This is a genomic window from Stenotrophomonas sp. 05L414_2, assembly GCF_056397905.1.
On the sequence record NZ_JBFTOJ010000232.1, the window covers coordinates 1 to 5,112 of the forward strand.

Here is a 5,112-nt window from a genome sequence, read left to right on the forward strand (position 1 = left end):
TCTCAGAACCCGGTCAGCGCGACCAGCACGCCGGCCGCGCACAGTTCGCCCAGCAAGGGCGCGGCCACCACGCGCAGTGCATCGTTGGCCACGCCATGCGCCTCAGCCAGCGCCTGCCGGGCGTCGTCCACGCGCGCACCCTCGTTGCCAAATGACGACAACAGCGCATATGCAAGCGGTGCCAGTTCCTCGACCTGAAGGCGGTCGTCCGCCAGGCGACGCAGCAGCAGAAGTGTCGGCTCGCTGGCGGGCGCATCGTCCAGTCCGGCGTCCTCATGCACCGGCCACTGGTAGCCCAGTACCCGCACCAGCGGCGACAGCGCCAGCACGTCGCTGCCCGCAGGCATGGAGTGCAACGAATGCCCGGCATCACGCGCTTCGATGTGCAGTGCCTGCTGCGTGCTCTCGTAGTGCGCCAGTTCCGCCGCCCAGCCGGGCAGCGCGAACGTGTCCTGCGCCGCCAGCCAGGCAGCGAACTCGCTGGCGATCTGCGGGAACAGCGGGGTGTGGCAGTCGTGGTACGCGTAGTAGTGCTCGACCAGGCCACGCCAGCGCGCTTCGCCCAGTTGTTGATGCAGGCGCGGCAGGCTGCCGGCCAGCAGGTTGTCCAGGCTGTCGATGCACAGGCGGCGGTAGATCGCCAGCCGCCATGCCGCGATGCCATCGGGTGCTGGCATCGAGGGATCGCGCACATGGTCGGCCCAGCGCCCCTGCAACGTGGCCAGGGACTCAGCCATGGGCCACCTCCGGCAACTCGGCGTCGGCCTGGGCCCTACGGATCTGTTGCACTTCAGCCAGCAGTTCGGCCAGCGGCGGGAAATTGAAGTCGCGCTCCAGCAGAGTGGGGCGCACGCCTACGTGCGCATAGGCCTGGCGTAGCAGGGCCCAGACCACACCCTTCACCGGCGCGCCGTGGGTGTCGATCTTGAAGCCGTCGTCCTCGTCGAAGTGGCCAGCCACATGCAGGGAGGCCACGCGGTGGGCCGGCACGCGGCGCAGGAAATCGAAGGCGTCGTAGCCATTGTTGCAGGCGTTGACGAAGACATTGTTGACGTCCAGCAGCAGGTCGCAGTCGGCTTCGGCAAGCACGGCAGTGATGAACTCGATCTCGCTCATGTCGGCAGCGGGCACTGCGTAGTAGGAGATGTTCTCCACCGCGATACGACGCCCCAGGCTGTCCTGCACCTGGGCGATGCGACCGGCAATGTGGCGTACGGCCTCGGCGGTGAACGGCAGCGGCAGCAGGTCATAGAGGTGGCCCCCGGCGGCGCAGTAACTCAGGTGTTCGCTGTACAGCTGTACCTGGTGCAGGTCGAGAAAAGCGCGGGTCTGTTGCAGCAGCGTGCGGTCCAGTGGGTCCGGGCCGCCCAGCGACAGCGAAAGACCGTGGCAGGTCAGGCGGTGGCGCTCGCTCAGCTGGCGCAGCGCGGCACCGTGTGCACCGCCGACGCCGATCCAGTTGTCCGGCGAGCATTCGAGGAAGTCGATGGCATCGGCCGGYATCGCCAGCAGTTCATCGATCAGGCCTCGGCGCAGGCCGAGGCCCGCACTGGCGGTAGGCAAAGGCAGGGACATGGTGGGTACTCCGGGATGAGGTGCCGCCACAAGGGCGGCACCGGGTGCGGGCAATCAGTCGGCAACGCGCGAGAACAGGCCCTTCGGCATCGGCTTGCCATTGGCGGTATAGACGCTGCGCAGGTAGTCGTGCGCTTCCTGCTCGCTGATGTAACCGTCGTGGTCGGTGTCGATGCGGTCGAATTCGGCGGCACGTTTGGCGGCCACGGCATTGAACTCGGCACGCGACACCTTTCCGTCGTGGTCACGGTCGGTCCGGGCAAACGAGGCGTCGCCGCACTTGCCTTCGCCGCACTGGCCCTCGGCTACCTTGGCCTTGCCGGCGGGCTTGCTGGTGGTGGCCTTGTTGGCGCCGCACTTGCCTTCACCGCACTTGCCTTCGGCGGCGGCGCTCATGGCCACGGCACTGATCGCCAGCGACTGGATCGCGGCAGCCTGGCCGGCCAGCAGCAGGCCGCCGGCCAGGGCGATGCCGATGGCGCCGATGCGCGGCAGACGGGAAGCAGAGGTGTTATTGGTCGAGACGGACATGGTGATGACTCCTTGGGATGTGCACGCAGGGCGTGCGGGATGGACGCCGCTGGAAGGCGACGGAATGCGATGCGAGGAAGAGTGGGAGAGGGCGGAAGCGGATCAGGCGCTGCGGCGACGGCGCAGTACATGGGCCAGCAACAACGCGGCGCCGAGCAGGGCACCGCCGAAGCCGACGCCAGGCAGTAGTGCGGCGACCGGTAGCAGCAGCGCGATCAGGCTGCTGCCCCAGCCGAGGCCGTCATCGTCTGCGGCGGCGTGTTGCGGGCTGGCAAGCAGACGGTCCAGGCTGAGTGATCCGGCACCGTTGAGGATCAGCGGCAGCAGCATGGCCAGGAACAGCAGCGGCAGCTTGAAGTTGCCGTAGCCCTGGTCGGTGATCGCATAGCCCCGCCAGAGTTCATCCAGGCCGTTCCACTGGTCGGGCCAGTGCACGGCGGCGATGGCCACGATGGTGAGCACCCAGAAGATGTACGCCACCGAGCGCGTGGCCAGGCCCAGCAGCAGCATCACCGCGCCCACCAGTTCCAGCCAGGTGGCCAGCTGCCAGTTGAGCGAGGCGGGCAGGGTGGAGAAGGGGAACGGGAACCGGCCTTCCAGATCGGCGAACCAGTTCTGGCCGCCCAGCTTCTCGCGGCCGGATTCAAAGAATTCCCAGGCGAGCAGGGCGCGCAGGGCCAGCGGCGAAAGCCAGCGGCCGACGGCATCCAGGCGTGGGGTGTAGAGGGAGGAGGCGGTGCTGATCATGGGTGTGTCCTGCGGGCCGGTGGTCGATGGAGGCCATTTCGGGCCACGCAGGTATCGGCAACGTGTGCCGATGCCCGGGGTTTTGTCAGCGACTGTGGCTGCGGCAGGGGTTTCGTACAGTTGGATACAAAGACGCCGCATCGGGGGCGCATCGGCGCGTTGCGCGTCCGCGTGCGGGGAACGATATCCACCCGATGGCGCCGGGGCATGCCCAGCGGCCGAATGTATCCCACTGTAGGAACCCGCCGCCGCCCTACAGTCCGGTACAACTCGGCATCACAGCGAAACAGCAGCGATACACCGGCACGCGGAAATGGCCACTCCCAACACCGGAGTGCCACCCATGATCCGCACCACCCTGCTTGCCGCTGCCCTGGCCCTGGCCGGCGCCGCCACCCCCGCCTTCGCCGTGCAGGCCGATGCCGGCGCGCCGCCCACCATCATCCTGGTGCATGGCGCCTTCGCCGATGGCTCCAGCTGGAACAAGGTCATCGGCACCCTGCATGCCTGGAAGCTGCCGGCGGTGGCGGTACAGAATCCGCTCACCTCGCTGGCCGATGACGTTGCCGCTACCCGTCGCGCGATCGCTGCCGCGCCCGGCAAGGTGGTGCTGGTCGGCCACAGCTGGGGCGGCACGGTCATCACCGAAGCGGGCGACGATCCCAAGGTGCAGGCGCTGGTCTACGTGGCCGCGTTCRCACCGGATGTCGGCCAGTCCTCCGCGCAGCAGGGCGAAGGCTTCCCGGTCGGCCCCGGGCTGACCCGCCTGCAGGAGAAAGACGGTTACCTGACCCTGCCGGCCGATGCCATCGCCCAGGATTTCGCACCCGACGTGATGAAGAAGGCCGCCGCCCTGCTGTACAGCACGCAGGTGCCGTTGAAGGCCAGTGCGCTGGGTGAGGCCGTGACCACGGCGGCATGGCGCAGCAAGCCGAGCTGGTACGTGGTCAGCCGCGATGACCGCATGCTCTCGCCGCAGCTGCAGGTCGCCACCGCGCAGCGCATTGGCGCGCAGCTGCAGTCGATCGGCAGCAGCCATGTCTCGCTGCTCTCGCACCCCGCGCAGGTGGCCGACAGCATCCTGGAAGCTGCCGGTGTGAAGCCGGCCGAGCTGCCGCTGGCCGAGCAGGGGGGCTGAGCAATGGCCACGCTTCGTGCGTATACCGTGCCGCTGCTGCTGTCCCTGCTCGGCGCCGTTGCGCTGCTGCTTGCGTGGCCAAGCCCCGAAGCCGGTGCACAGACTGCCGAGGCCGCACCCGCTGCGGGATTCAGCGGCGGTGGGCCATGGCACAACAGCCCGCCGCTGACCCTGCAGCAGCTGCGCGGGCAGGTGGTGCTGGTCGAATTCTGGACCTACACCTGCAGCAACTGCCTCAACGTGGCGCCGTACGTTCACCAGTGGCATCGCCGATACGCGGAACAGGGCCTGCACGTGATCGGCGTGCACACCCCCGAATTCGCGTATGAAGGGCTGCCGGGGAACCTGCGCCGTGCGATCCACCGGCTGGATATCACCTGGCCGGTGGTGCAGGACAACCAGTACCGGATCTGGAACGCGTGGGGTAACCGTTTCTGGCCCGCGCTGTACCTGATCGACCGGCAGGGGCGGGTGGTCTACCGGCACTACGGTGAAGGCGACTATGCGCGTACCGAAAGCGAGATCCAGCGCCTGCTGGCCAGCCCCTGAGCCGCGCTACCATGGCCGCGTTGCGCGGCTTCGCCCCTGCCTCGATCGAGAATACGATGAACCACGTACCGCACATCCTTGTCGTCGACGATGACAGCGACATCCGCCAGATGCTGGCCGACTACCTGCAGCGCAACGGCCTGCGCGTCAGCCAGGCCGATGGTGGCCGCGCGATGCGCGCGCTGATGGACACCCATGCAGTGGACCTGGTGGTGCTGGATGTGATGATGCCCGGCGAGGATGGCTTGAGCCTGTGCCGCAACCTGCGGGCCGGCAAGCACCGCGCCGTGCCGGTGGTGCTGCTGACCGCCCGCGATGATGAGACCGACCGCATCATCGGCCTGGAAATGGGCGCCGATGATTACGTGACCAAACCGTTCTCCTCGCGCGAACTGCTGGCACGCATCAACGCGGTGATCCGCCGCACGCAGATGCTGCCGCCGAACCTGCAGGTGAGCGAAGCCGGCCGCCAGCTGGCCTTCGGCGAATGGCGCCTGGATACCACCGCCCGCCACCTGCTGGACGCGCAGGACACCGCCTATCCGCTCAGCGGCGCCGAGTTCCGGCTGCTG

Annotated in this window: 7 protein-coding genes; 3 read left to right on the forward strand and 4 right to left on the reverse strand. The window is 68.0% G+C overall.

Annotation, left to right across the window (positions count from 1 at the left end):
* Window positions 1–2: 2 nt before the first annotated feature.
* From AC1DJN_RS20565 to AC1DJN_RS20580, 4 genes are all read right to left on the reverse strand, one after another.
* On the reverse strand, window positions 3–737 hold the full coding sequence (locus AC1DJN_RS20565; protein WP_312963529.1) for an HvfC family RiPP maturation protein: 735 nt from the start codon (window positions 735–737) through the stop codon (window positions 3–5).
* Complete coding sequence (locus tag AC1DJN_RS20570) at window positions 730–1,575, reverse strand: HvfB family MNIO-type RiPP peptide maturase (protein ID WP_478040021.1); 846 nt, start codon at window positions 1,573–1,575, stop codon at window positions 730–732. The genes AC1DJN_RS20565 and AC1DJN_RS20570 overlap by 8 nt, the downstream gene beginning before the upstream one ends.
* 54 nt (window positions 1,576–1,629) lie before the next feature.
* Complete coding sequence (locus AC1DJN_RS20575) at window positions 1,630–2,106, reverse strand: HvfA family oxazolone/thioamide-modified RiPP metallophore (RefSeq protein WP_442251626.1); 477 nt, start codon at window positions 2,104–2,106, stop codon at window positions 1,630–1,632.
* Window positions 2,107–2,208: 102 nt separating this feature from the next.
* Window positions 2,209–2,853, reverse strand: a complete 645-nt coding sequence (locus AC1DJN_RS20580; RefSeq protein WP_025873911.1) for an HvfX family Cu-binding RiPP maturation protein — start codon at window positions 2,851–2,853, stop codon at window positions 2,209–2,211.
* 343 nt (window positions 2,854–3,196) lie between these two features.
* On the opposite strand from AC1DJN_RS20580, the gene AC1DJN_RS20585 reads away from it, so the two are divergent.
* From AC1DJN_RS20585 to AC1DJN_RS20595, 3 genes are all read left to right on the forward strand, one after another.
* Window positions 3,197–3,991 (forward strand): alpha/beta fold hydrolase, encoded by a 795-nt coding sequence (locus AC1DJN_RS20585; RefSeq protein WP_478040023.1) that lies wholly within the window; start codon window positions 3,197–3,199, stop codon window positions 3,989–3,991.
* A 3-nt stretch (window positions 3,992–3,994) separates the two neighbouring features.
* Window positions 3,995–4,540: a redoxin family protein gene (locus tag AC1DJN_RS20590; RefSeq protein ID WP_032975919.1), complete on the forward strand. Its 546-nt coding sequence runs from the start codon at window positions 3,995–3,997 to the stop codon at window positions 4,538–4,540.
* A 56-nt stretch (window positions 4,541–4,596) separates the two neighbouring features.
* The coding region (locus AC1DJN_RS20595; RefSeq protein WP_478040025.1) for a response regulator at window positions 4,597–5,112 on the forward strand (516 nt) is incomplete at its 3' end.